Genomic DNA, 24,909 nt, shown 5'->3' with positions numbered 1-24,909 from the left:
GTTGCTTCGCAGCAATTAATGCCTGCCACGCATCAATAAACGACGCACCAGCAGCGTGCACACCTGCGCACCACACGCGGGCTCAGGGACAACCCGCAGGCACCAAGTCTTCAGCCGCCTGTCAGCCTGGGACGGACCCTGTGTCGCCTGGCGCAGACGGTTGCGGGTCCACGCCGGGCTCTGCCGCCTCTCGGGCCGCCGCATTCAGCGCGCGCAGCTGGGCCAGCTTGTCGCCGATCTTGATTTCCAGGCCGCGCGGCACGGGCTGGTACAGGCGCTGCTCGTCCATGCCATCGGGAAAGTAGCGCTCGCCGGCGGCAAACGCGCCCTCCTCGTCATGGGCGTAGCGGTAGCCCTTGCCCCAGTCCATGTCCTTCATCATCCGGGTCGGGGCATTGCGCAGGTGCATGGGCACCGGGCGGGTGCTGTCGCTCTTCACCAACGCGCGCATCTGGTTGTAGGCGTTGTAGCCGGCATTGCTCTTGGGGGCCACGGCCAGATAGAGCACAGCCTGGGCCAGCGCCAGCTCACCTTCGGGGCTGCCCAGCCGCTCATAGGTCTGTGCCGCCTCGTTGGTGATCTGCATGGCGCGCGGATCGGCCAGGCCGATGTCTTCCCAGGCCATGCGGATCAGCCGCCGCGCCATGTAGCGCGGGTCTGCGCCGCCGTCGAGCATGCGCACCAGCCAGTACAGGGCCGCATCCGGGTCGGAGCCGCGCGCTGACTTGTGCAGCGCACTGATGGTGTCGTAGAACTGCTCGCCCCCCTTGTCGTAGCGGCGCATGCGCTCGCCCAGCACCTGCAGCAGCCAGACATCGGTGATCACCTCCACCTTCGCCTGCTCGGCCGTGATGGACAGCGTCTCCAGCGTGTTCAGCAGGCGCCGCGCATCGCCGTCGGCATAGGCAATCAGGCGCTCCAGCGCATCTTCCTCGATCGGCGGCACGGCGCCCAGTGCCTGCGCCTTGGCCACGATGCGCTGCAAATCCTCGGCCGTCAGACTCTGCAGCACATAGACGGCCGCGCGCGACAGCAGGGCAGAGTTCACCTCGAACGAAGGGTTCTCGGTGGTGGCGCCGATGAAGGTGAACAGCCCGCTTTCCACGTGCGGCAGGAAGGCATCCTGCTGGCTTTTGTTGAAGACCCGTACAGTACGTTGATCAACAGGTTGGCGTGGATGAAGGCGAAGTTTTTGCACAAAACACCGCTTTTGATGGGCGTTGTTGCATAAGTCGGCCGAGGCATACAGGCGAGGCCCTGCAACTTGGTAGGCATCATACATGAGCAAGCCACCGCGGGCGAAGTACCGCACGACAAACTGGACCGAGTACAACGCAGCCCTCAAACGCCGAGGCTCCCTGATGGTGTGGCTTGACGCAGACCTTCAATGGCAGGCTCCAACGAGTGGCAGGACCGGGCGGCCGGCGGTATTCAGCTACGCGGCGATCCAGTTCTGCCTAACGCTCAAGTGCATGTTCGGTCTGGGGCTGCGCCAGACGACAGGTTTGGCAGAAAGTCTCCTGCAGCTCGCCAAGCTCGATTGGGCTGTGCCCGGCTACAGCACCCTGTGGCGGCGCCAGAAGACCTTGAGCGTGACCATCACCGCACAACTAAACAATGCCGGCCTGCACCTACTGATCGACAGCACCGGCGTGAAGATGCTGGGTGAAGGTGAGTGGAAGACCAAGAAGCACGGCGCCGACTACCGGCGCCAGTGGCGCAAGGTTGATCTGGGCATTGACGCGCAGACTTTGGAGATCCGTGCCATCGAAATCACGGACAACGCCATTGGCTATGCGCCCATGCTGCCGGAATTACTCGCCCAGATACCACCTGACGAGCCCATGTGCTCGGTGAGTGCAGATGGCGCCTATGACACCAAAGCTTGCCACGAGGCCATCGCCGGGCGGCAAGCCGCAGCGATCATCCCGACTAGCCGCAATGCGAAGCCGTGGACCGATGCCAGAGCGGGATTACAGGCACGCAACGAGATCCTGAGAACGACGCGCAAGCTCGGGCGCACGATCTGGAAGAAATGGAGCGGTTACCACCGCCGCAGCCTGGTGGAGACCAAGATGGGTTGCTTCAAGCAGCTGGGCGAGCGGGTGATGACACGAGACTTCGATCGGCAGGTCACGGAGCTGCAGGTTCGTGCATCCATCCTCAACAAGTTTACCCGCCTGGGAACGCCTGAGACTGTGCGCGTGGCATAACTGCGCCTGGGGTAAGGGGGGACTCTGTCTCAGGATGAGTTATGCAACAGCGCCTTCTGGATGGCTCCTGTTCCAGAATCTACATAAGTATGGCCAGAAGCATTGCCACTCCAATAAGAACTTTCGTTGTTTGGAACAGTAATCTTGTGGCTGATGTCATCCCCCTTTGTTGCTCCTTGCATAGTTCCATAGTCAGAAACAAGGTAAAAATTGGTAGTCTTTCCTGTTGGGTCATAGACATAACCAGAAGGTGGATTGGATGGATTTAACCAACCGGCCCAAGCGACATTGACTCCATTTACAAAATTATAATAATCACCCACTACAGCCTTATTCAACATGGTGCTAGTCACATACCCATAATTAAGCATGACTGTATATTGAGCCCCTTTTGTGCAATACATCGTCATATTGGAAGTGGCACTTTTTGGACTCCCAGCAGATGTAAGAATGATTTGACCAAAATTGACACTTTGGGCCGTAATTTGGCAACTAGAGGCCAAGGTTGCGGAGGCTTTATTTCCCACTATGGCTGTGCCAGCAATTTCTTGAGCAGCAGTTAAAGCCAATAGTGCTGCAATAATTTTTGTTTTCATGATGCCTTCCCTTTTCATCAAATCATAAGAAATCGAAAAAGGAAGTCAACGATCAATAAAAAAAGCACCCGAAAGTGCTTTCTTGGAATCTCAAATGCTGTATCTTATTTTACGCTTCAAATGCTCTAAAGCTGTTGCATGGTGGAAGTAAAGAACAAAATCAAGAAGCGAGTAGTAGATAATTTCTTTCCTATACGTCTTTAACAACTCAAGAAATTTAGGCGATGCTGCTTCAATGATAGGTCCACTAGATGTCAAAGCTACCACATACAGCGGTTCGTCATTTTCATCTACCACAACATAGATTGTAGATATTTTATCTTCGTCCAAGCAGCCATCTTTAATTGGAAGGGTCACAACTTTTCTCCAGCAGTTAAATATGCTCAAAATCTTTCCCATCCACTTCATATGTCATTCTTCTTTCTAAGAACAACATACAAAATTGATAGTAGAAGTCAATGGTAGCAGGCCCATGAAAAAACACCCGTAGGTGCTTATTGGTTCTTATGCTGAACTTCTCGTTTGGCCTGATAAACCAACTTACCAAGAAACTGCTGGCTTTCCTTGGATTGAAGAAGCACATCCCAAATCATCTGATGTGCCATGTTTAAACGATTCAGGCTATTGACCTTCACACCTTGAGTCCTCACCAGTCCAGCAGCCCAAGTAAGACTCTCAACAGTCAGAGGAATCTTCTCATTGCTTCATCATTGAAGACTACAGCAATGACCTCTAGACCTGTTTCGTTTTCGTGCAGTCCAAACACGAACCGTTTGATTGGTTTGTCAGTAGTTTAATTCATATGAATTTCACTGTCTTAAGCAGCACCACATGAAAGTGCTATTTTTTCTTCAAGCCGCCCTTTTCTATCTGATAGTTCATCGTATCAAACAAAAAGTCAGCCAGAGTCTTAGCTGAGTTCACGGCCAGCTTTGCATGATGTCTACTTGGTTTGTAGGCCACCCCATGAGCATCAGACATTTTGTTTCTCATTGCTGCAAGCCCATTTATGATGTTGGACAAACCTGCCAGGACTTGCTTGAGCGAGTCTGAAATGTCTTGCCTACTGGGATCTAGGTTTAGCAGTTTTCTGACTCTATTGAAGAGCTTCACTAAATCACCATCATTACCTTGAGCATTTGTATCTAGGTCAGCTTCAATCTTAACGCAAACTGCCTCAACCAGACTTCTGGCATTGGTGATGGCTCCAGAGTAATCACCACCTTCTATTTTTTCCTTGCACTTCTGAATCTGCTCTTCAATGACCGCACCAGCAAGTTCTCTTAATTTGTAGAAGTTTCCATCCCTGACCATTTCATAGCCGTCATACCGCAGGATCTCATTGATTTGAGTCGCACAAGCTTCAACGGTGTGCCCGTTTATCTCAATCCACAAACGTGGGTCAAGCATTTCTCTGAATACATCTTTCAGCTTCGGCTTGCCATTTAAAGCTGCAACCTTCTCTTGGGCAAAAACTCGCCTAGTAGGAAACCCTTCATCGTAAACATCTCTAAAACCTTGTTTGTTGAAAAAATCAACAAGATCAACGCCCCGACGATAGGGCCAGCCCTCTGGATCACCAGCAATGAACTCCCCAATCTTTTGAACAGAGTAGTCAGATATTTTCATTTTTCGTGACTCAATAAAAAAGCTCCACATGGGAGCCTTTTCATAAAAATTCAGGACACAAGACTGTCAAATGCTGCTTCAAACTCTGGCATTCTCTCTGTGCTGTTGTAGAACGGCAGGCCCCATGCTACGTGCTTCTTGTTCGAGAAGAGTTGCTCGATCTGGAAATTTTCCTTGATACCCACAAGGAATTTCTCTTTCCATTCATCTGCCTTCAACAGATGACCACCTTTAGGCTCAATGAAGACCTGATAGTGCATCGTATCTGTCTTCTCCTTGCCAATCAGATAGAGAACAAAATCTGGCTCAAGAGGTCTTCCATCTTCAAATGCATAGAGCTTGAAGTGCTTTTCGTTCCGAATCAGATAAGCCTCTGAATACACTTTGGACAGTTCCGCATACCGCTTATCAATATACTTGATAAGAAGCTTTTCTTCAGAAGTCCCAAAGCAATCATCAAAGGCAAACCAAGCTCTGGTGCTGAGATCAAGATGGTAAGCAGTCTCTGCCGGGTCATTCATTGACCGGCCAAACTCCTTGTCACCACCGTCATCCACCATGAAGTTCAGGGTCTTGTCACTGAACACATCCCGCACCATACGAGGCACAAACTTCTTGCTGCCCTTGTATTCAATCTTGTCCGAAGCAATCACTTCAGCAATAGCCGTCAGCGCCTGAATTGTCGCATCAAGCTTCTCATCAGGGGTGAGATTCTTGATTTGCTCAGGCAACCCAGAGACTTCTACCTTGACCCTGCCAAGGTATTTTTCAGAGGTAATGAACTCCTGAACTGAAGTCAGCTTGGGCAAATGCACCTTCAGGTTAGAAAACTCATAGAACTCTATCCGCTGAATCGCCTTGCGAACGATAGCCGCACCAAAGTCCTTCAAGGAATAGTCCATGCTGGACTTGTCAGCACCCTTGTCTCTATCTGGAGCCTCAAAGGCTACGAAGCTCTTGGTGTAGCCAGTGCGAAGAGAAACCTTGTGAGTCTGATTGATGATGCTGCTATCCAGACCATCAATGTCTTCTCGGTTGTATTTATCTCGTCCATTCAAGAAGATGTGCCCTGCCTTATACAAGGGGGTATCCTTGAAGGACTTCTTGAGATGAACCTTCCGCTCTCTCGTTTCTTTCGGCTTCAGACCAATCTCTTGCAGAGCAGTATTTAGCTCTTGAATGTATTTTGGATTGTAGGCACTGTGATAGAACAACTCTTCACAGATGCGAAGTTCGTTGTCCAAATCTGAATCATACTTACGACCAAACAATGGTTGATCGCCGGTTAGCTGGAAGGGGCAGTAACGAGCACCACGCCCAATCAATTGGGCTTCGCTCATGGTGGTCTTACCGATCTTCCCTCCTTTGCTATCTCGTGTGTCATACAGGCGAACAATGTCAAAGAGGTTGAGAACATCCCAACCTTCATTCAATTTATCCACTGCAAAGACGGCCCGATACTCGTTGGTTTCCAACGAGTTCACCGCAAGCTGCTTTACCTCAGAGTCTTCTTTGCTATTGACCGAGATAAGCTTTTCCTCTGAGAAGTCTTCCTTCAGTTCTGCAATCAAATTCTCAAGGCTGATCCTGTTAGCTGCAAGATAGTCGAAAATTTTGAGAACCACCGGCTCACTGCTACGATTCTTGATCGCCTCAAGGGATTCAGCTTTGAGCCTCTTCACCGCTTCCTTGAACTCTTCCAGGAAGGCTTGGCTATCTTTGATGGTCTTTGATTTGAAGAGGATCACAGGCTTGATGTGCTGCCTATTCTTCTCAAAAATCTTACGACGATACTGACTTAGCAAAATAGCTTGAAGGGCTCTGTCAATGGGTGACAAGTCCGCTTGAAGAACCTTGACCTCCTTGGAGTAGCCATCCTTGCGGAAGTCCTTCAATGGATAGTCAAAGATGAGCTTAGGCTGATACTTAGCATTCAGGTTCTCATCGCTGAAATCCACTGTGGCAGTAAATTCAAGCAGCACATTGGAAGGATTGGCACGGAAGATCCGTTCAACCGTTCCTTCCCACGAAACTATCTCAAATAGCTCTTCCTGATCTACTTCCTTGCCCTTCTTCGTATCAGCATTGATATGGTGGGCTTCATCTGAAATCAGAACAATCTTCTGATCCTCAAAATCGTCATAGGTGAGACTATTTTCTCGTGGCGCATTCAAAGCCATATGCAAGCCCTGAATGGTTGAGAAGACGATGTTTATATCGTCACCGTTCGCACCTTGGAAGTTTTCCACTTCTTTGATGGCCACTCGCTTATCTCCGAAGCTGATAGTGTCGGAGAACAAGTATTTCTTTGAGGTGGCATTAAGGAAGTTGTCCCTGGTCTTCTCAATGATGTTGCTGTTATTGACGAAGAACAGGAAGTTACGATAGCCCCTCTCATAGAGATACGAGATGAGGCCAGCCATCATCAGAGTCTTACCGCTACCGGTTGCCATGTGGAACAATAGCTGGTGATTTTGACGAGGTTTGCCATCAAAAGCTTCTTGCCAGTAGTTCAAAAAGAACTTAAAGGCTCGCTCTTGATAAGGACGCATTGGGAATTGAGGATTCAGGTTGCCAGTAATGGACTCTGGCAACTTCGTTCCTTCAATTGTTCGTTTTCCAAGTTCTTCTATGAGAACTTGGAAGAGAGTTTTTACCTCTGCCATATCGTCCTCAACCGAAGAATTTTTTGTTTACTGCCTTGTCCGCTTCCGGGATGGCATATGCCTGATCATCAATCTCAGAGGCAGGAACATAGAGCATGTTCTTGTCCAAGACTTCCACAAGAAATCTCTTCTGATCAGCTAGGCTCAGGTTGGCAAATTCATCCCTGGATTCATCAATAGCCCTGGGATTTACACGATAGGACAAGAAAGCCTTCTCCTGCATATCTGCCCAGATTTTGGCAAGGTCTTCAATTGTTGCTGCCGCTTCAATGGCATCAACGAAGGCTTGGTTGGCTACTGCAAGCTCACAATAAATAATGCTCTGCCCCAAAGGCTCTGCCACTTTCTGAAGTCTCGTGCTAGTCGTAGTTTCAATGTAATCTAACTGTTCACACAAAATGCAGACTCGGTTTCCAGAATCGGCAGCATTTAGCTCAAGAACGGCCTGCCCGGTAGTTCCACTTCCTGCAAAAAAATCCATGACAATGTCATTGCTGTCCTGCTTTGTCGCAAGGTCAACAATCGTTTTAATCATTTCAACAGGTTTAGGGCTTCTAAATCTACCTTTACCTACCAGTTGATCTACAGCCTTTTGTCCCTTTTCGGTATGAAATTCTTTAGCAAGCCAGATGGTTTTAAGCTTCCTTGAAACAGCCTCCCCATCATCACTGGTTGCATAACTCTTACGATAAATTTTCCATTGCCCTTTTACTTGCCGACCAAGGAGTAAGTCACCTTCTAGCTCAACTTTAGTTGTTCCCCAAGTCCAACATCCCTCAAAACCATCATCCCATATTGGTTCAACCTTAATATGGTATTCCTTAGATTTCTCCAAAGATACCGTGCTATCGGCTGGATTTACATAGATTGGGTAGAAAAGATTTTCACGATTGTGTTTACCGAACTCACGATGAGTATTCCGAAGTTCAAGTGTCCGAAAAGAACCATCCTCATCCTGTTCGGTATAGTCCTTCTTCAACTGTTCAGCAGTTTTACGAACCGATAGCTCCTCAGCGAGCCTTGCCTTGGAGTAGAACAAAATATACTCGTGTGAAGTCGCAAAGTGACGATCCATAACACGCCCCTTTGGATTGTTCTGAACCGTTACTGCCGAGATGAAGTTTGCTCGACCGAATACCTCATCTCCCAGAACCTTCAAATAGAAGGCTTCATTTTGGTCAATAGACATAGCAATTACACCATTAGGTGCAAGCAGCTTTTTTGCAACCTCAAGCCTTGACCTCATGAAAGTCAGCCAAGTTGAGTGAGAGAAGCTATCGTTGTATTGAAAACTATCGTTATTGGTGTTGTAAGGAGGATCAATGTAAATAAGCCTCACTTTGCCTTCATAATTTTTAACAAGAGTATGCAAAGAAAGTAAATTATTTCCTTTGATGAGAAGGTGACTCTCGGCACTTACTTCCTCAACATATTCACCATATTTTTTCCCAAGATACCTAAAATTCGCCAATGCCTTAGGAGATAAAAGTCGATCAATTTGATCTGGTGCTAGTGTTTCATTCCAAAAAATTTCCGTTCTGACAGAGTCTTCCCTGTCCTGGCCACCTTCAAGAACGCAGTCCTTATACGGCCAAGATAGAACAACCTCTTGTGAGTCCGTCAGATATTCACTTTCACTAGTCAAGCCAATCTTGTTTTTGTAGGAGGTGAAGCTATCAGGTAGAAATTTCTTGTTACTAACGAATTTTTGAAACTTTATTTTGTCGAAAACAAAAATTCCATCCACATCGGAGAAGAAATGGCTCTTCATAGACTCGCTCTTCAGAAGATGGCGAATTAACAAGGGGTCAAGATTCAAGGCAAGCTCAACCACTTTATTTTTCATTAGCCGACCTTCGGAAACCAAACGATCATCCAAAGAGAGTAAACCTGTAAGTTCTTGAAGTAGATTTTGCATTTATCTTTTCTGTCTAATTCTCAATTCTTTCCTGCTTCATCATCGAGCTTCTTCAGGAAAGCCAATTTCTCACCAATCTTGATTTCCAACCCTCTGGGAACCGGCTGATACCAGCCAGGTTCTTCTATGCCTTCAGGAAGGTAAGTCTCACCAGCAGCATAGGCGTTAGGTTCGTCATGAGCATATCGGTATTCATGACCGTAACCGAGTTCCTTCATGAGCTTTGTTGGGGCATTTCTCAAGTGAACAGGCACCTCACGGCTCTTGTCCTGCTTCACGAACGCCTTGGCCTGGTTATAGGCGTTGTACCCAGCATTGCTTTTGGCAGCTACCGCCAGATAGATCACAGCCTGGCCCAAGGCCAACTCCCCTTCAGGGCTTCCCAGACGCTCATAGGTCAAGGCAGCGTCGTTGGCTATCTGCATGGCCCTTGGATCAGCCAAGCCAATGTCTTCCCACGCCATGCGAACAATGCGCCGTGCCAGATACCTCGCGTCTGCACCACCGTCCAACATGCGTGTGAGCCAGTAGAGTGCTGCGTCTGGATGAGATCCGCGCACCGACTTATGCAAGGCAGAAATCTGGTCGTAGAAGTTGTCCCCGCCCTTGTCAAAACGCCGACTGTTCAAGGTCAAAGCGTTCTGCAAGAAGTCAGCCGTGATCTGCGTGATACCTGAAGCTTTCGCTGCCGTGCTGGCCTGTTCCAGCAGGTTCAAGAACCTTCTTGCGTCGCCGTCTGCATACCCAATGATGGTGTCCGTCGCCAAGTCGTCAAACACCAGATGACCAAGGGCAATGTCTTGAGCACGCTTCAAGAGCAGCCGCAGTTCTTCGTCAGTGAGCGACTTGAGAACATAGACCTGCGCCCGTGATAGCAGCGCCGAGTTGACCTCAAAAGAAGGGTTCTCTGTAGTCGCTCCAATGAACGTCACCAAGCCACTTTCTGCATAGGGAAGAAGGGCATCTTGTTGGGACTTATTGAACCTGTGAATCTCATCAACGAACAATATTGTGTGTTTGCCCATTGAAAGATTCTGTTGTGCTTGCTCCATAGCAGCACGAATGTCTTTCACACCAGAGAACACCGCAGACAAGGCGATGAACTCACACTTGAAGGCTGTAGCTGTGAGCCGTGCCAAGGTGGTTTTACCAACACCCGGCGGCCCCCAGAAGATCATGGAGTGAGGTTTCCCAGACTGGAAAGCCAGTCTCAACGGCTTACCTTCAACCAGCAGGTGAGACTGCCCAATCACCTCATCCAAGGTCTTGGGACGAAGTGCCTCAGCCAGTGGTGCAACAGGCTCTTGTGCGAACAGATCAGCCATGCTTCACCACCTCTGAAAAAAGGGAAGCCCAAAAATCTGCACAATAGCTCTTTTAAGTCGTTGATTTATATATAACTTGACAGCTTTATTGAAGCGATGCACCTCGTCCACGAACACGATGGTGCGCTGCTGCAGCAGGCTGTCCCACGCCATCTGGGCTTTTTCCACGGCCTCGCGGATGTCCTCGACCCCGCCCAGCACCGCGCTGATGAAGATGAACTGGGCATCGAACGCATCGGCCATCAGCCGGGCGATGGTGGTCTTGCCCACCCCCGGGGGACCCCACAGGATGCAGCTGTGCGGCCGGCCGGATTCAAACGCCAGCCGCAGCGGCATGCCTTCGCCCAGCACCTGCTGCTGCCCCACCACCTCGCCCAGCGTATGCGGGCGCAGGCGCTCGGCCAGCGGCTGGTGGGCGGGCAGGGCCGCTGCGCCACCGGCGGCACCGACCGCAGGGGCGCCAAACAAATCAGTGGTTGTGGCAGGGTTACGGGGCATAGCCATATATCAGAAGTTCACATCAGGCAAAATAGGGTTTCAGCGGACACATGCTCTCCATTTGCGAGGCCACCCCTCACGTGAATGGAACAGCAGCGCCTTCTGGCCCGTCAGCCACAAGCTTAACGGCCCCTGCCCTACCCGATTCGGTTGCCGCCTGCTGCCACCCAGTGTCTGGCAACGTGCAGCCTGCGACCGGCCTACCGCCGGCCAGTGTCAATGCACTCTACCGAATCCCCGCTTTCGTTTGGTTTGTAATGTTTTCAACGCATCCCCGGGCGCGCTTGCGCTGCGGGGTGCAGGGCTTTTGGTATGACAACACTCAAGACGCGGGACCTGATGGCCCTCGGCTTCATGACGTTTGCGCTGTTTCTGGGCGCAGGCAACATCATCTTCCCCCCCATCGTCGGTCTGGCCGCAGGTGAACACCTGTGGAGCGCCGCCGTGGGCTTTCTACTCACCGGCGTGGGCTTGCCGCTGGTCACCGTGGTGGCGCTGGCCCGCGTGGGCGGCGGCCTGCAGACCATCACCGCCCCCATCGGCAAGGTGGCCGGCGTGCTGCTGGGCGCCGCCGTGTACCTGACCATCGGCCCGCTGTTTGCCACGCCGCGCACGGCCACCGTGTCGTTCGAGCTGGGCGTGGCGCCCTTCGTGGGCAACAGCCCGCTGGCGCTGGGGGCCTACACCGTGCTGTACTTTGGCCTGACCCTGCTGCTGGCCCTGTTCCCCGGCAAGCTGGTGGACACCATCGGCAAGCTGATCACCCCGGTGCTGATCCTCGCCCTGGTGGTGCTGGGGGGCGCGGCCTTCTTGCTGCCCGCCGGCACGCTGTCGGCCAGCCTGCCCGATTACCAGAGCAGCAGCCTGGCCCTGGGCCAGGGCTTTGTGCAGGGCTACCAGACCATGGACGCACTGGCCGCACTGGTGTTCGGCATCGTCATCGTCAACGCCATCAAGGACAGCGGCATCGCCGACACCCGCCTGCACACCCGCTACACCATCATTGCCGCCGTCATCGCCGCCACCGGCCTGGGCCTGGTCTATGTGTCGCTGATCTACCTGGGCGCCACCAGCGGCGGCCTGGTGCAAAGCGCCTCCACCGGCGTGCAGATCCTCACCACCTACGTGCAGCACACCTTTGGCGCCGCGGGCATGGTGCTGCTGGCCGTGGTGATTCTGCTGGCCTGCCTGACCACCGGCGTGGGCCTGGTCAGCGCCTGCGGCAGTTATTTCAGCCAGTTGCTGCCGTTTTCCTACCGCACGGTGGTGATTGCGCTGTGCGTGTTCAGCGCCGTGGTGGCCAACCAGGGCCTGGAGCAACTGATCGCCGTGGCCGTGCCGGTGCTGGTGACCGTCTACCCGGTGGCGATCGCCCTGGTGGCGCTGAGCCTGCTGTCGGGCTGCTGGAAGCATGCCCGCCGCGTCTACGCCCCGGTGATGGCCGTGGCCCTGCTGCTGGGCCTGCTGGACGGTGCCAAGGCCGTGGGCCTGATGGAGCTGCCTGCGTGGATCACCACCCTGCCCGGCGCCGCCATGGGCATGGCCTGGCTGACCCCGGTGCTGGCCATGCTGCTGCTGGCCGCCACCGCCGACCATCTGCTGCCCGCCCGCAGCCACCCAGCACAGGCCTGAGCGGCTTTTCCGCCGCACCACGCCAAAGGGCGCACCTCTTGCGGGGTGCGCCCTTTTTGTTGGGAGTCTCTTTCAGCCATGCCTGCATGGCTGCGGTGGACGGCATGGCAACCTTGCATGCAGCACGCCATCCGACATGATCGTCGTCCGCAGCACCACAAATCAAAAGCGTGCGCTCACACCGAAATTTCAGACGCGGCGTTCGCGCGGCACGAACCACCCCGGCACACGCCGGCGTTGGAACACCGTCACTGCTTGAGCACGTCCGCCCCGGCCGGCGGGGTGAAGTGGAATGTAGATGCCGGCAGCGAAGGCAGCAGCTGCAACTGGCTGAAGCGGATCAGCGAACGCTGGCCAAAGCTGTCCACAATGTCCAGTGCCGCCAGCTTGCCGCCGGCAAAGCCCACGCGCACCTGGCGCAGCTGGTTGTCGCTGGAGCGCGGCTCGGCCTGCACCCATTCCATGCCGTCGGCATCGGGGGCGTTGCCCAGGTTGAAGTCCTTGCGCAGACCATTCAGGTCGGTGGCCGAGGCCAGGATGGCCGCCGGCGTGCTGGCCAGCGCCTGGCTTTGCGGGCGCTGCGTGACCTGGTTCAGGTCCTTGTCCAGCATCCACAGCGTCTTGCCATCGGCCACGATGACCTGCTCGAACGGCTTGGTGTAGTGGAAGCTGAACCTGCCCGGGCGCTGGAACTGGAACTCGCCACTGCTGGTCTTGGTACGGCCGGGCTGGCCGTCCCGTCCCGGGGAGGTGACCGTCTGGGTGAACTGGGCCTTGCCCGCCTGGGATTCCTTCATGAAGGATTCCAGGCTGCCCATGCCATCGGCCAGGGCCCACAGTGGCAGCACCGACAGTGCCAGGGCGGAAATCATCTTTCGCATGCGCGAACTCCTTGTCGCAATCTCAGGGGCGGCCAACGGCAGCCGCCCTCATTCGTCCCCACGGCCAGCCGGCACCAGCACTTCACGCTGGCCGCTGGATGTGAGGGAGCTGACCAGACCGGCCCGCTCCATCTGCTCCAGCAGGTTGGCCGACCGGTTGTAGCCGATGCGCAGCTTGCGCTGCACATAGGAAATGCTGGCCTTGCGGTCTTTCAGCACAATTTCGACGGCCTGGTCGTACATGGGATCCTGCTCGCCATCGCCGCCTCCTTCTCCGTCGCCCCCGCCGCCTTCATCGGACAGCGCAGACTCCAGCACACCGTCGATGTAGTCGGGCTCGCCCTGCTCCTTCAGGTAGGAGACCACGCGGTGCACTTCATCGTCCGACACGAACGCACCGTGCACGCGGATGGGCAGACCGGTACCGCTGGCCATGTAGAGCATGTCGCCCATGCCCAGCAGCGACTCGGCGCCCATCTGGTCCAGCACGGTACGGCTGTCGATCTTGCTGGAGACCTGGAAAGCGATACGCGTCGGAATATTGGCCTTGATCAGGCCGGTGATCACGTCCACGCTGGGGCGCTGGGTGGCCAAAATCAGGTGAATACCAGCGGCACGCGCCTTTTGCGCCAGGCGGGCGATCAGCTCTTCGATCTTCTTGCCCACCACCATCATCAGGTCGGCCAGCTCGTCGATCACGATGACGATGTGCGGCAGGCGCTGCAAGGGCTCGGGCGACTCCGGCGTCAGGCTGAACGGGTTGCCAATGATCTCGCCCTTGCTCTTGGCATCATCGATCTTGGTGTTGTAGCCCGCCAGATTGCGCACCCCCAGCTTGGACATCAGCTTGTAGCGGCGCTCCATCTCGGCCACGCACCAGTTCAGGCCGTTGGCCGCCATCTTCATGTCGGTCACCACCGGGCACAGCAGGTGGGGAATGCCTTCGTAGACCGACATTTCCAGCATCTTGGGGTCGATCATCAACAGGCGCACGTCCTTGGCCTCGGCCTTGTAGACCAGAGACAGGATCATGGCGTTGATACCCACCGATTTGCCCGAGCCGGTGGTACCGGCCACCAGCACATGGGGCATCTTGGCCAGGTCGGCCACCACAGGCTTGCCTTCGATATCCTTGCCCAGGCCCATGGTCAGCAGGCTCTTGGCGTCGTGGTAGACCTGCGAGCCCAGCACTTCCGACAGCCGGATCGACTGGCGCCGCGCATTGGGCAGCTCCAGCGCCATGTAGTTCTTGCCTGGAATGGTCTCGATCACCCGCACCGACACCAGCGACAGCGAGCGCGCCAGATCCTTAGCCAGATTCACCACCTGCGAACCCTTCACCCCGGTGGCGGGTTCGATCTCGTAGCGCGTGACCACCGGGCCGGGCGTTGCCTGCACCACATGCACTTCCACGCCGAAGTCCTTGAGCTTCTTCTCGATCAGGCGGCTGGTCATCTCCAGCGTGTCGGCGGACACGGTTTCCTGCTTGGCCGGCGCGGCGTCCAGCAGGTCCACCTGCGGCAAGACGCTGTCGGCCATCTCCTTGTCCTCGAACAAGGGCTTCTGGCGCTCCTTGATGACCCGCTCGCTGGGCACCACCGGCGGTGGTGCCGGGGTATTGATCTGCACCGGCTTGGGCTGGTAGGCCTCTTCGGCGCCGAGGTGCACGTCGTCCAGCACGTCCCGGCGCTCCTGTGCGGCCTTGCGGCCGACCGCCACGTCCTTGACCTTTTCGCGGTGCTGCTGGCCGATGCGCACCAGGGTGTCGATGCGCGCGCCCAGGGTCTCTGCCACCGTGCCCCAGGAAAAATGGAACACCAGACCCAGACCCAGAATCATCAGCATGATGCCCAGCAGCCCGGAGCCGGTGAAGCCGAACCAGCCCACACCGGCCTTGCCCAGCAGATAACCCATCACGCCACCGGCATGGCCGGGCAGATGGGTTTCCAGCCGGTACAGGCGCGACCATTCCAGCGCCGTGCTGGCCGCCAGCAACAGCAGCAGCCCGCCCCAGAACGTCAGGTTGTCGCGCCAGGCATGGCCTTCCAGCGTTTCGCCACGCATCCAGCGGCGCAGCGAACGGCCCCAGGCGAACACCGCCGCCAGCACCGCCCACCAGACCGAATAGCCAAAACCGAAGTACGAGGTATCGGCCAGCCAGGCCCCGAAACGCCCCGCCCAGTTGCGCACGACCACGCCGTTGGCCAGGCCGCTGGTGGACCAGGCCGCATCTTGGGGAGAGTAGGTGCACAGTGCCAGCAGCCAGAAGATCAGCGCCAGCAACGCCACCACCAGGCACACCTCGTGTCCGAAACGAACAATGCCCGCTTTCGGCGGGACTTTTGCAGACGCGGTGTTCAAGGCATTCAGTGAATAAGTCATACGCAAGGCGGGTAGCTTACCGCAGCGCTCCGGGCTCCCCCAGGGTTCCGGTCGCCGGGCAAATGCAAACAGTTGCAACAAAACTTGCACTGCATCAGGCAATGCATGCAGCAACAGCCCGATTCGGCACAGGGCTCTTGCGCTTTCTACAATGCTTGCTTGTTCCGGTCCAGCACCTTGGTAGTGGTGGACCCGGGTTCCAAGGGGCAGCGCCTGCGCGCGGCCCGCTGATTGATTGCGCACATGACCACTCCGACACACGCCCAAGTCCTGATTCTCGGTTCCGGCCCCGCCGGCTACACGGCCGCCGTCTATGCCGCCCGCGCCAACCTCAAGCCGCTGCTGGTGACCGGCATGGCCCAGGGCGGCCAGCTGATGACCACCACCGAAGTGGACAACTGGCCTGCCGACGTGATGGGTGTGCAAGGTCCCGAGCTGATGCAGCGTTTTCTGGAGCATGCCGAGCGCTTCAAGACCCAGATCGTGTTCGACCACATCAGCAAGGTCGATTTCAGCAAGCGCCCCTTCACCCTGACCGGCGACAGCGGCACCTACACCTGCGACAGCCTGATCATCGCCACAGGCGCCTCCGCCAAGTACCTGGGCCTGCCCTCGGAAGAAGCTTTCATGGGCCGCGGCGTGTCGGCCTGCGCCACCTGCGACGGTTTCTTCTACCGTGAGCAGCCCGTGTGCGTGATCGGCGGCGGCAACACCGCCGTGGAAGAAGCGCTGTACCTGTCCAACATTGCCAGCAAGGTCACCCTGGTGCACCGCCGCGACAAGTTCAAGGCCGAGCCCATTCTGGTGGACAAGCTGATGGACAAGGTCAAGGAAGGCAAGATCGAGCTCAAGACCCACTTCACCCTGGATGAAGTGCTGGGCGACCAGTCGGGCGTGAACGGCATCCGCATCAAGAGCACGACGGACGGCCACACCGAAGACATCGCCCTGCAAGGTGCCTTCATTGCCATCGGTCACCACCCCAACACCGACATCTTCCAGGGCCAGCTGGAAATGGAAAACGGCTACATCGTCACCCAGGGCGGCCTCAAAGGCTTTGCCACCCAGACCAGCGTGCCCGGCGTGTTTGCCGCCGGCGACTGCCAGGACCATGTGTACCGCCAGGCCATCACCAGCGCCGGCACCGGCTGCATGGCGGCCCTGGACGCCCAGCGTTTCCTGGAACAGGAATAAGCCCTCCCTGGGAGGCGCAGTGTCCGCGCCTCCCGTTCCAGGTCGCCTTCACAGCCCCGCATCCAGCCCGCGCCAGCCTGCGCGAAAGCCGCACCGCCCAGGCTTGGGCTCTGCACGCCCCCCGCCGCGCTGGAGTCCTCCTTCGACGGCGCGGCCAGCGGTGCGCAGGCACAGCGTCTCCCCGGGGGATTCCAGGCCGCACTCCAGGGCTTTTCCACTTCCTGGCTATAATCCTTGGCTTTGCTGGATATGGGACTTCTGTAACTACAGACTGGGACATGGATAGCAAACGGGTTACCGCCACCCATTACAAACTGGCGAGGTGAGGTTGTCGGCACAACCTGCAGTTGCAGGACCTCAGAGCCGGCAGCCGATTCAACTATCGGAGTGTCCCAATGGCACGCGTATGTGAAGTTACGGGCAAGAAGCCCATGGTGGGCAACAACGTTTCCCACGCCAACAACAAGACCAAGCGTCGTTTCCTGCCCAACCTGCAGTACCGTCGTTTCTGGGTGGAAACCGAGAACCGTTGGGTGCGTCTGCGCGTTTCCAGCGCTGCTCTGCGCCTGATCGACAAGAACGGTATCGACTCCGTGCTCGCAGACATGCGCGCCCGTGGCCAAGCTTAATTTCCTGAAGGAGAAACACCATGGCTGCTAAAGGCGGACGCGACAAGATCAAGCTGGCATCTACGGCTGGCACCGGTCACTTCTACACCACCACCAAGAACAAGAAGACGATGCCTGAAAAGATGTCGATCATGAAGTTCGACCCCAAAGCTCGCAAGCACGTCGAGTACAAGGAAACCAAGCTGAAGTAATTCAGCCTGTTTTCTGCCAAAACCGCCACCGGCATCTGCCCTGGCGGTTTTTTTATTGCCTGTCCCGCTGCGCGCCTATGCACCACGCGGCGCCTGGCCCAGCTGGCGACAGGCCATGCTCCCGAGCAACTGCATCGCCTTGTCCACCGTGGCATCCACCGGGTGGGTGCAGGCCAGCCGCATGCAGTGCTCATAACGGCCGGAATTGGAAAACATGCTGCCCGGCGCAATGCGTATGCCCTGCGCCAGCGCATCGCCAAACAGCTGGGCGCTGGAAAATCCCTCGGGCAGCTCCAGCCACAGGCACAGGCCTCCGGCCGGCAAGCTCATGCGCGTGCCCACGGGAAAGTGGCGTGCCACCAGCCGGGCCATGGCTTCGCGCTGGGCTTTGAGCTGGGCCTTGAGGCGCTCCAGGCTGCGCTGGTGTGCGGGTGATCCCAGCACTTCGGCCACCACCATCTGACCCAGGGTCTGGGTGTTGCGGCTCTGGGCAAATTTCAGCATCTGTATCCGGCCATGCCATTGGCCGCCATTCATCCAGCCCTGGCGCAGTCCGGGCGCCAGGCTTTTGTTGAAAGCCTGGCAATAGACCACATGGCCGGACACGCTGTCCCAGGCCTTCAGCGGCTTGACCGGCTGGCTGCCTTCGACAAACAGCCCATAGGAATCGTCTTCGATCAGCGCCGCACCGTACTGGGCGCACAGCGCCACCAGCCGCGCCTTGTGCGCATCGGGCATGCGCGTGCCCAGCGGCATCTGCAACTCGGGCACCACCACCACGGCCTTCAGCCGTGGCTGGGTCTGGAACGCCAGCTCCAGCGCCTCGATGGACAGGCCGGTGCGCGGACTGCAGGGGATTTCCAGCGTCTGCAGCTGCAGCGACTCCACCACCTGCAGCAGGCCGTAGTAGGTGGGCGACTCCACGGCCACCATGTCTCCGGGCCGGGCCACGGCCGCCAGCGCCAGGCTCACCGCCTCGGAATTGCCGGTGGTGGCCAGCACATCGGTCGGCGCCACGCGGATGCCCGATGCCAGCGCGCGCCGCGCCATGGCTTGCTGGAAGAGCGGGTGGTTACCCTGGTTGGCCAGCAGCGAGCGCCCCTGCACCAGCAACTGCGGGTGCTCGCGCAGCAGGCGTGCCACCAGCTGGTTCAGGTGCTTGTGGTCAAACAGTGCCGGCGGTGGCGTGCACCCGCCCACATCCAGAAACACCTCGGCCTGGCGGCCACGCTCCAGCAGCAGCGAAATATGTTCATTGATGCCCACAAAGTGCGCCTGCGCGCCGGGCTGCACCGGCTGGCTCAGGTCAGGCTCGCTGGTCAGGTCCAGCGCGCCACTGGCCGGTGTCCGGGCATCGCGCACAAAGTAGCCCACGCGCGGCCGGGCTTCCAGATGGCCCTGGGTCTCCAGATGGCGCAGCAGCTGCAGGGCCGTGGACAGGCTGACCTGGTGGCGGCGCATCAGCTCCCGCACCGATGGCATGCGCTCGCCCACACGCAAGGTGCCCAGGCCCATGGCCTGGGCATAGTCGCCGGCCAGGCGGCGGTACAGGGGAAGGAGGGCAGCAGCAGGGGCCAGGGTCATGGGCCTCGTTCCCGCAGGAACGCCGGTGGAACAAGCAAGGGCGCCATCATGCCCCAGGCATCTGTTCTGCAACAGATACAGATTGGTTTACACAACACCAGAACAGCCATGCCGCCATCTGCACTGCTGCGGTGCACAAAGGTCGGGGCTGTGCCTGTTGCACAAGGGCCCGTCTGCTTACGCTGGAGGCACTGTTTCACACGCTCTACAGGCCCTGGCATGCACCCCTTCTCGCCCTCTTGCGCCCCCTCCTCCACATCTTCCACCGCAGCACAGCCCACACCGCAACTGTTCTGCATCCACCCCGGCCAGGCCCATGCCTTGGTCGTTCCCGCAGGCAGTGAACTGTTCTGCAGCCATGGCAGCCTGCTGCTGCACAGCGGCCCGCAGGGCCTGGTCGACGGTGCGCCCAGCCTGCAGTGGCAGCTGTCCACCGGCCAACGCTGGCGCGCCCCCTGCCTGCTGTGGCTGCAGGTCAGCAGCCAGGGTGGCACGGCCCGTTTGCAGTGCAGCATGGCGCCCTTGCCCGCGTCGGCAGCGCCTCCTGCCACGCCATGGCAGCGCCTGCGGGCATTGCTGCGCTCTGTGGGCGGGCGGCGCACGGCGGCGGGCTGAAACAAGGCCATGGCCGAGTCGCCCGGTTGCCTATGTGACCGCTGGTGCCATCGGCGCCGCCCTACAATGGCACTGCCGCTTCCTTGGAGCGGCGACGTTCTCAGGGCGGGGTGAAACTCCCCACCGGCGGTATGCAGCCTCGGCTGTGAGCCCGCGAGCGCCTGGAAGGCCACGCCTTTCAGGGTCAGCAGATCTGGTGCGATGCCAGAGCCGACGGTCACAGTCCGGATGAAAGAGCAACGTGAAGACCTGTCCCCCAGCCTGGGGCGGCAGCGCATGGGCGCGGCAATCCTTTGCCCGTCGGTGTGCCGGCTGCTGCGGGCTGCCTTGCCTTCGCGCGCCCTGATTCATTTGTTCCATGTCTTTGCAAGACCAACACCATGAATCAGACCACTATCGCTAACGTTTCTTCCTCCCAGGCCACCCGTGCAGCACTGCAGCAGGCCCGCATCGCCATCGTCAGCGCCAATTGGCACAGCGATGTGGTGCACCAGGCCCGCGACGCCGCCGTGCGCCGCCTGACGGCGCTGGGCGCCGCCCCGGCACGCCTGCACCAGGTGGAAGTGCCCGGTGCCTTTGAAATCCCGCTGATGGCGCAGAAGCTGGCCGCTTCCGGCCAGTTTGATGCCGTGATCGGCTGTGCCGTCATCGTCAACGGCGGCATCTACCACCATGAATTTGTCTCTGCCGCCGTGGTGGACGGCCTGATGCGCGTGCAACTGGACACCGGCGTGCCCGTGTTTTCGGTGGCACTCACCCCGCACAACTTCCAGCCCACGGAAGACCTGCTGGGCTTTTTCCGCTGCCACTTTGTCCACAAGGGCGAAGAAGCCGCCGATGCCTGCGCCCAGACCCTTGCCGCCCACGCCGACATCGACGCCCTGCTGACCCAGGCGGTGGCGGCGTAAGCCTGCCGCCCTGAACCGCTGCAACGCCGTGTGCAGGCGCTGCAGCCATCACCCATCCCTGCCCGGCTTCCGGCCGGTGCAGGGATTTTTGATGCCGCACAGCCGGCTGCCCCCCACGGCAGCACCTGCCGGATCCATCCGCTGGCGCCAACGGCAGCGGTGATGGCAGCGGACCTTGCGGCAAGCGCCTTGCCAGTGCACCCTGCCTCAGCCGCCGGCAGACTGCTTCGGTCCATTGGCAGGGATGCCCACGGCCTGCCATCCCATGCCGGAATCAGGCGGTGATGCAACGCGGCGCCGGATCGGCTGCCCCCCCCCCCAGCAGCACCGTCAATACCGCAGCCTGAGGCGCAGCATGTCCAGGTGCTGTATGCCGTCCTCGAAAACAGGCTCGGGGTAGTGTCGGACGAAGAAGTCATGGTCAATGCTGGCCACCCGAAAACCATGGCGCTGGTAGAAGGCCAGTTGGTAGCCGAACGTACCGGCACCCACCTCCAACTGGCTGGCGCCAGATGCGCGAAAGCAATCGATGACCGATTGCAGCAGTACCGTGCCGTAACCGGATTGCTGATGCTCAGGCAGCACGGCAATGCTCATCAGCTCGTGCACGCCGGCGCCGCGCGGCTGGACGACGCAAGCCCCCACCACCACGCCGTCACGGAAAGCCGCAAAGCATCTGGACCCAGCCAGAGAGGACCGCACCTTGTCTTCCGATGGGTCTGCCAGCAGCAGCAGCGCCATGGGCGCATCGGTGCAAGAAATCTCCTGGATCAGCAGTGCCATGCCCGTTTTTCCATCACATGTCTGTCTTCGTCTTCACGGGCAGCTGCAGGCCCGGCAAGCCATAGGGGGTGATGCATGGCGCTCAAAGCCCATATTTCTGCTTCCTCGCCAGCACCCTGCGGGCAATCTCCAAGGAGTGCCCCCTATTCGGGTCCAGCGCCATTCTTTCCACTGCGGCCCATTCAAGGTAGTCCGCAATCACCTGGGGCTCATTCGTGCCCATGACAAGGCTGAAGACGCGAGGCAGGTATGCGTGGTATTCATCCCTGGGCCAGTCCATGGTCGATATACCGATGGGGTCCCATTCGTTCCAGAGCAGATCGTCAATTGCCCGGTAAAAATCGATGTGTTCCTGCGGGAGTTTCTGGCCCATTGCCTGTACAACCTGTACCGTATGGAGACATCCGCCCATGGCGGCGGACATGCAGATCCCTATGCATCCATCCCTCGCCATCACGAGAACCGAGGGAATGATAGCTTGACGGGCACTCCCAGAATCCCGGATCGCAGCCCGCACAGAAGCCAATGGCCACATGCTGCCTCCTGGCCGCCGTGGCATCCCCATCCCTCTCCGTATTCGCCACCCGCGCCCACCGCCTTGCCCAAAGCCGCAGTCCCGTTCCACCCGCGCGACAGCTGGCAGCAGAGCTTGCTCCCAATAATGGGGATCGCATTACAACCACCGGAGACAACAACCATGCGCATCCCCTCCCCCTGTTCCGCAGCCTTGCTGGCCTGCGCCGCCATTGCAGCCATCGCCCCGGCTGCACACGCCAGCGAAGTGCGTTCGGCCGAAGTGCAAAGCTCCGCCCTGGGTCGCGCCCTGACCTACAACGTCTACCTACCCACTGGCTATGCCGAAAGCCCCAATGTGCGCTACCCCGTGATGTACCTGCTGCACGGCAATGACGGTGCGCGCAACGACTGGGCCGTCAAAGGCAAGATGCAAAAAACCGTCGATACGCTGGTGGCCAATGGCGACATTCCGCCGGCGATCTATGTGATGCCCGACGCCAACACCAACTGGTACGTGGACCTGAAGGAGAAGATGGAAACCGCCTTTCTCCAGGACCTGATGCCCCATGTGGAGAAGACCTACCGCACCATCAACGCCCGCAATGGCCGGGTGATCGGCGGCCTGTCCATGGGCGGCTACGGTGCACTGCGCATGGTGCTGCAGTACCCCGAAAAATTTCAGGCTGCGGCCCTGCTCTCTCCCGCCATCTACAACCCCGAGCCGCCAGCCGACTCCTCCGCCCGCCACGTCAAGGTATTTGCCGAGCCCAACACCAGCGGCGCCTACAGCAAGACGGTCTGGCAGCAGTACAACTATCCGGTGCTGATGGACGCCTTCCTGGCCAAGGGCATCAAGGTGCCCATGTACATCAACTCGGGCGATGACGATGAATTTGCCATCGAGGCCGAAGCCACTCAGCTCTACAGCCAGCTGCGCAAAGCCAAGCAACCGGCCGAGCTGCGCATCGTCAACGGCAAGCACGAATGGATGGTCTGGGAAACCACGCTGGGCGACAGCCTGAAATACGTGTTCAGCACGGTCAGCCGGCCCCAGGTCGGAACGGCGAAATAGACCCGGCGCTGGCACGCTCTGCAGCCAGTGGGGACACCATGCTCCCACCTGCATCCATCACACGCAGGTGGGGCGCTTTGGTGGACGGCCGCCGCAAGGGTCACCACCCCGTGTCAGGGATGGAGCTTGAAAATGCGGCGGTACTCCGACGGTGGCACCGCCAGCTTGCCCTGGAAGTGGTGCCGCAGGGCCTGCACGCTGCCAAAGCCCACCAGGGCGGCGATGCGTTCGACGGACAGATGGCTGGACTCCAGCAGGCGCTGCGCTTCGGCAATGCGCTCGGCAATCAGCCACTGGCCGGGGGACTGCCCGGTGGATTCCGTGAAGCGCCGCAGAAAAGTGCGCACACTCATCGCTGCCGCGTCCGCCATGCGCTCCACCGTCCATGGGGCGTCCAGTTCTGCACGCACCCGCTCCAGCACGTCCACCATGCGGTGGTGGCGGTCTGCCGGCACCGGCCTTTCAATGAACTGTGCCTGGCCGCCGCTGCGGTGCGGCGGCATCACCAGGCGCCGGGCCACCCGGTTGGCGGCTTCCGCGCCGAAATCCTCGCGCACGATGTGCAGCATCAAATCCATGCCGGCGGCACTGCCTGCCGAGGTGTAGATGCGCTCCTCCGCCACGTACAGCACATCGGCATCCACGGCAATGTCGGGGTACAGCGCGCGCAGCTTTTCGCTGTAGCGCCAATGGGTGGTCGCCTTCCTGCCTGACAGCAAGCCGGTGGCCGCCAGCACAAATGCCCCCGAGCAGATGGAAGCCAGGCGCGCTCCGCGCTGCCATGCCCGGCGCAGCGCCGCCGTCAATTCGCCCGGCACCGGGACATCGGCCCCTTTCCAGCCGGCCGCCACAATCAGATCTGCCTGCTCCAGCAACTCCATCCCCGCCGTCGGGGTGACCAGCAGGCCCCCCTGCGCGCGCAACAGCCCGGGCTCGACGCCCGCGCTGGCGAAGCGGTACCACCCGGGTCCCATTTCAGGCCGGCTCAGCCCGAAGATCTCTGCGGCAATGGAAAACTCGAACGTGCACAGCTGGTCGTGCACCAAGGTCACCACCAGAGGGCCGTGAAGCTGCGGGAGCGATGCAGAGGTGGGTGCGGGTGCGGTATGAGTCACACAGTTTGGCGAAAAATTGTCGATCAATGTCTTTTCTGCCAATTGTTGCAGCTTTGGTGGCAGAGCACCATCTCGGCTTCACCACCCAGAAAGCCTGATATGCCCACCGCCGTGACTGCCACTCCCGCCGCGCCCGCTGCACTTGCCGAAGCCCATTTTGCGGCCGCGTTTGCGTTTGAAACCGACTGCTGGGACGTGCATGCCGCACTGTCCGAGGGCGCCGATTTCGTCTTGCTCGATGTGCGCTCAGCCGCCCTTTTTGCCCGGGGCCACATTCCGGGCGCCATCCACCTTCCGCACGGGAAACTGGTCGCCAGCCAACTCGTGCAGTGGCCTGCCGACACCGTGTTTGTGACCTACTGCGCAGGACCCCATTGCAATGGCGCTGCCCGGGGCGCACTGCGTCTGGCCAGACTGGGCCGGCCCGTCAAAATCATGACCGGAGGCATCACCGGCTGGCAGGATGAAGGCTTTGCCCTGTCCACGTCAGCAGACTGAACGTCAGCGCGCCCGGCGCGCCCGACCCGCCGATAAAAAATCCCCGCCAGCCTTTCAGCTGCGG

21 protein-coding genes, 2 pseudogenes and 1 riboswitch are annotated in these 24,909 nt (G+C 58.2%); of the genes and pseudogenes, 9 read left to right on the top strand and 14 right to left on the bottom strand.

The window, feature by feature from the left end; genetic code table 11:
• Window positions 1-121: 121 nt before the first annotated feature.
• Window positions 122-1,150 (bottom strand): annotated as a pseudogene (locus tag CT3_RS04615) (replication-associated recombination protein A); the annotation flags it as partial.
• Between the two features lie 130 nt (window positions 1,151-1,280).
• On the opposite strand from CT3_RS04615, the gene CT3_RS04610 reads away from it, so the two are divergent.
• Window positions 1,281-2,213: an IS5 family transposase gene (locus tag CT3_RS04610; RefSeq protein ID WP_066539697.1), complete on the top strand. Its 933-nt coding sequence runs from the start codon at window positions 1,281-1,283 to the stop codon at window positions 2,211-2,213.
• A 29-nt stretch (window positions 2,214-2,242) separates the two neighbouring features.
• Here the strand turns inward: CT3_RS04610 and CT3_RS04605 are convergent, their stop codons facing one another.
• The 7 genes and pseudogenes from CT3_RS04605 to CT3_RS04575 form a co-directional block, all read right to left on the bottom strand.
• The gene (locus tag CT3_RS04605; protein WP_172591861.1) at window positions 2,243-2,809 is read right to left on the bottom strand and encodes a spore coat protein U domain-containing protein; all 567 of its coding nucleotides are present in this window, start codon (window positions 2,807-2,809) and stop codon (window positions 2,243-2,245) included.
• Between the two features lie 90 nt (window positions 2,810-2,899).
• On the bottom strand, window positions 2,900-3,166 hold the full coding sequence (locus CT3_RS04600; RefSeq protein ID WP_127446181.1) for a hypothetical protein: 267 nt from the start codon (window positions 3,164-3,166) through the stop codon (window positions 2,900-2,902).
• A gap of 483 nt (window positions 3,167-3,649) precedes the next feature.
• The gene (locus tag CT3_RS04595) at window positions 3,650-4,438 is read right to left on the bottom strand and encodes an abortive infection family protein (protein WP_172591860.1); all 789 of its coding nucleotides are present in this window, start codon (window positions 4,436-4,438) and stop codon (window positions 3,650-3,652) included.
• Window positions 4,439-4,488: 50 nt separating this feature from the next.
• Complete coding sequence (locus CT3_RS04590) at window positions 4,489-7,104, bottom strand: DEAD/DEAH box helicase family protein (protein WP_083520555.1); 2,616 nt, start codon at window positions 7,102-7,104, stop codon at window positions 4,489-4,491.
• Between the two features lie 7 nt (window positions 7,105-7,111).
• Entirely contained in the window at window positions 7,112-9,022 is a 1,911-nt protein-coding gene (locus tag CT3_RS04585) for a DNA methyltransferase (protein WP_083520556.1), read from the bottom strand.
• Window positions 9,023-9,042: 20 nt separating this feature from the next.
• Window positions 9,043-10,347: a replication-associated recombination protein A gene (locus CT3_RS04580; RefSeq protein WP_066539702.1), complete on the bottom strand. Its 1,305-nt coding sequence runs from the start codon at window positions 10,345-10,347 to the stop codon at window positions 9,043-9,045.
• An 81-nt stretch (window positions 10,348-10,428) separates the two neighbouring features.
• Window positions 10,429-10,845 (bottom strand): annotated as a pseudogene (locus tag CT3_RS04575) (AAA family ATPase); the annotation flags it as partial.
• Between the two features lie 312 nt (window positions 10,846-11,157).
• On the opposite strand from CT3_RS04575, the gene brnQ reads away from it, so the two are divergent.
• Window positions 11,158-12,477, top strand: coding sequence for a branched-chain amino acid transport system II carrier protein (brnQ, locus tag CT3_RS04570; protein WP_066539705.1), 1,320 nt, complete (start codon window positions 11,158-11,160; stop codon window positions 12,475-12,477).
• Window positions 12,478-12,725: 248 nt separating this feature from the next.
• On the opposite strand, the gene lolA is transcribed toward brnQ, so the two are convergent.
• A complete protein-coding gene (gene lolA, locus CT3_RS04565) occupies window positions 12,726-13,358 on the bottom strand; it encodes an outer membrane lipoprotein periplasmic chaperone LolA (RefSeq protein WP_066539707.1) in 633 nt (210 codons plus the stop codon).
• Window positions 13,359-13,406: 48 nt separating this feature from the next.
• Entirely contained in the window at window positions 13,407-15,740 is a 2,334-nt protein-coding gene (locus CT3_RS04560; protein ID WP_066539712.1) for a DNA translocase FtsK, read from the bottom strand.
• Between the two features lie 243 nt (window positions 15,741-15,983).
• Between CT3_RS04560 and trxB the strand changes: the two genes are divergently transcribed.
• From trxB to rpmG, 3 genes are all read left to right on the top strand, one after another.
• A complete protein-coding gene (gene trxB / locus CT3_RS04555; protein ID WP_066539713.1) occupies window positions 15,984-16,934 on the top strand; it encodes a thioredoxin-disulfide reductase in 951 nt (316 codons plus the stop codon).
• A gap of 395 nt (window positions 16,935-17,329) precedes the next feature.
• Window positions 17,330-17,563: a 50S ribosomal protein L28 gene (rpmB, locus tag CT3_RS04550; RefSeq protein WP_066539714.1), complete on the top strand. Its 234-nt coding sequence runs from the start codon at window positions 17,330-17,332 to the stop codon at window positions 17,561-17,563.
• A gap of 20 nt (window positions 17,564-17,583) precedes the next feature.
• Window positions 17,584-17,754 carry a 50S ribosomal protein L33 gene (rpmG, locus tag CT3_RS04545; RefSeq protein WP_066539717.1) on the top strand — a complete coding sequence of 57 codons (171 nt, stop codon included), beginning with the start codon at window positions 17,584-17,586 and terminating at the stop codon, window positions 17,752-17,754.
• A gap of 75 nt (window positions 17,755-17,829) precedes the next feature.
• Here rpmG and CT3_RS04540 read toward each other — a convergent pair whose 3' ends face one another.
• On the bottom strand, window positions 17,830-19,338 hold the full coding sequence (locus tag CT3_RS04540; protein WP_066539720.1) for an aminotransferase-like domain-containing protein: 1,509 nt from the start codon (window positions 19,336-19,338) through the stop codon (window positions 17,830-17,832).
• Between the two features lie 219 nt (window positions 19,339-19,557).
• Between CT3_RS04540 and CT3_RS04535 the strand changes: the two genes are divergently transcribed.
• Both CT3_RS04535 and CT3_RS04530 read left to right on the top strand, forming a co-directional pair.
• Window positions 19,558-19,953 (top strand): hypothetical protein, encoded by a 396-nt coding sequence (locus CT3_RS04535; protein ID WP_066539731.1) that lies wholly within the window; start codon window positions 19,558-19,560, stop codon window positions 19,951-19,953.
• Window positions 19,954-20,045: 92 nt separating this feature from the next.
• A riboswitch (FMN riboswitch) is annotated at window positions 20,046-20,198 on the top strand.
• Between the two features lie 135 nt (window positions 20,199-20,333).
• Entirely contained in the window at window positions 20,334-20,861 is a 528-nt protein-coding gene (locus tag CT3_RS04530; protein WP_066539733.1) for a 6,7-dimethyl-8-ribityllumazine synthase, read from the top strand.
• A gap of 330 nt (window positions 20,862-21,191) precedes the next feature.
• On the opposite strand, the gene CT3_RS04525 is transcribed toward CT3_RS04530, so the two are convergent.
• Together CT3_RS04525 and CT3_RS04520 are read right to left on the bottom strand one after the other, a co-directional pair.
• Window positions 21,192-21,644 carry a GNAT family N-acetyltransferase gene (locus CT3_RS04525; protein WP_218568134.1) on the bottom strand — a complete coding sequence of 151 codons (453 nt, stop codon included), beginning with the start codon at window positions 21,642-21,644 and terminating at the stop codon, window positions 21,192-21,194.
• Window positions 21,645-21,726: 82 nt separating this feature from the next.
• Window positions 21,727-22,068 (bottom strand): hypothetical protein, encoded by a 342-nt coding sequence (locus CT3_RS04520; RefSeq protein WP_098066079.1) that lies wholly within the window; start codon window positions 22,066-22,068, stop codon window positions 21,727-21,729.
• A 273-nt stretch (window positions 22,069-22,341) separates the two neighbouring features.
• Here CT3_RS04520 and CT3_RS04515 point away from each other — a divergent pair, with 273 nt between their 5' ends.
• Window positions 22,342-23,232: an alpha/beta hydrolase gene (locus CT3_RS04515; protein ID WP_066539738.1), complete on the top strand. Its 891-nt coding sequence runs from the start codon at window positions 22,342-22,344 to the stop codon at window positions 23,230-23,232.
• Between the two features lie 113 nt (window positions 23,233-23,345).
• Here CT3_RS04515 and ftrA read toward each other — a convergent pair whose 3' ends face one another.
• A complete protein-coding gene (ftrA, locus tag CT3_RS04510; RefSeq protein WP_428042426.1) occupies window positions 23,346-24,284 on the bottom strand; it encodes a transcriptional regulator FtrA in 939 nt (312 codons plus the stop codon).
• Between the two features lie 162 nt (window positions 24,285-24,446).
• On the opposite strand from ftrA, the gene CT3_RS04505 reads away from it, so the two are divergent.
• Complete coding sequence (locus CT3_RS04505) at window positions 24,447-24,845, top strand: rhodanese-like domain-containing protein (RefSeq protein ID WP_066539747.1); 399 nt, start codon at window positions 24,447-24,449, stop codon at window positions 24,843-24,845.
• The last annotated feature ends 64 nt before the right edge of the window (window positions 24,846-24,909 follow it).

Source organism: Comamonas terrigena NBRC 13299, assembly GCF_006740045.1.
Taxonomy (GTDB): Bacteria; Pseudomonadota; Gammaproteobacteria; order Burkholderiales; family Burkholderiaceae_C; genus Comamonas; species Comamonas terrigena.
Note: the sequence above shows the minus strand (reverse complement) of the source record. Positions and strands in the feature narration are given on the sequence as shown.